Annotated in this window: 1 pseudogene; it reads left to right on the top strand. The window is 60.4% G+C overall.

What is annotated here, in order from left to right:
* Window positions 1–240 (top strand): annotated as a pseudogene (locus KVT32_RS31370) (AAA family ATPase); the annotation flags it as partial.

The raw sequence follows: 240 nt of genomic DNA, 5'->3' as shown, positions 1-240 counted from the left end.
GCTCTCGGTTCATGGACATGGGGGCGTTTGAGGCCGAGCGCTCCGCCATCCAGGCGCGCCTAGAAACCAATGCACTTTTGCTGGTGAACAAGGCCAAAGGGCCGAGCCTGCCCGTCCACATCGAGCCGATGTCCGAGCTGCTGGCCACCGCTTCCAAGCTAATCGCGAACGCCAACGCGGCCGTTAGAGCCCACAACGAGATCGCACAGAACATAAGCAAAGAGCGAGCGGACTTGACTA

Origin of the sequence: Achromobacter sp. GbtcB20 (assembly GCF_019091095.1) — a bacterium.
In the GTDB taxonomy this organism is placed as follows: domain Bacteria; phylum Pseudomonadota; class Gammaproteobacteria; order Burkholderiales; family Burkholderiaceae_B; genus Achromobacter; species Achromobacter mucicolens.
The sequence above is the reverse complement of the archived record's forward strand: the minus strand, read 5'-3'. Positions and strand labels throughout refer to the sequence as shown.